At 68.6% G+C, this 835-nt stretch carries 1 protein-coding gene and 1 pseudogene; both read left to right on the top strand.

Annotated features, from left to right (window positions below; genetic code table 11):
* The first annotated feature begins 36 nt into the window (after nucleotides 1-36).
* The gene (locus E1295_RS51705; protein ID WP_246081269.1) at nucleotides 37-447 is read left to right on the top strand and encodes an FAD-dependent monooxygenase; all 411 of its coding nucleotides are present in this window, start codon (nucleotides 37-39) and stop codon (nucleotides 445-447) included.
* Nucleotides 444-835, top strand: a pseudogene (locus tag E1295_RS51710) (monooxygenase); the annotation flags it as partial. The gene E1295_RS51705 and the pseudogene E1295_RS51710, both read left to right, overlap by 4 nt.

Here is an 835-nt window from a genome sequence, read left to right on the forward strand (position 1 = left end):
CTCGACCACCTCACCAGCTAAGGAAGCACACCTTTCATGCGCGCCATCATCATCGGAGCCGGCATCGCCGGCCTGGCCACCGCCCTGCGTCTGCACCAGATCGGCTGGGACGCCCTCATCGTCGAACGCGCCCCAGAACGGCGTGGCGGCGGCTACGCCGTCACCTTCGGCGGGATCGGCTACGACGCGGCCGAACGCATGGGCATCCTGCCCGACCTGCTCAAGAAGGGCTTCATCACCGACGAGCTCGTCTATCACAAGCCGAGCGGAGAACGCCGCTTCTCCCTCGACCGCGCCACCATCGCCGCCACCACCGGTCCCCGCTCGATCACCATCCTGCGCGGTGACCTCGAAGCCGTGCTGTACGAGAAGGTCCGCGACCACTGCGAGATCCGCTTCGGCGCCACCCTGACCACGTCGACCAGGATGAGCACACCGTACGCGTGACCTTGACCGACGGCACCACGCAGGACGGCGATCTGCTGATCGGCGCCGACGGCCTGCATTCGGCCACCCGCGCCCTGCTGTTCGGCCCGGAAGAGGACTTCCTGCTCGACCTGGAGCACAAGGTCGCCGTCTACATGCTCGACAAGCGCCCCGCCGCCATCGCCCCCGGCGCCACCGGCACCCTGTCCTCCGGCGGCCGCACCGCCGCGGTCATCAGCATCCCCGGCGGCCGCAACGTCGCCTTCTTCGGCTACCGCACCAGCCACGCCCGCCCGGACGAGGACGTCACCACCGAACTGCAGCGCGTCTACGGCGACCTCGGCTGGATCATCCCCGAAACCCTGGCCGGACTGCAACGGGCCGATTCGGTCTACTTCGACACCATCAG

The sequence above is a fragment of the Nonomuraea mesophila genome (genome assembly GCF_004352805.1).
Lineage (GTDB): Bacteria > Actinomycetota > Actinomycetes > Streptosporangiales > Streptosporangiaceae > Nonomuraea > Nonomuraea longispora.

Excerpts from the sequence above, each read along its gene's own strand:
- E1295_RS51705 (WP_246081269.1), top strand. The coding sequence starts at position 37 with ATGCGCGCCATCATCATCGGAGCCGGCATCGCCGGCCTGGCCACCGCC.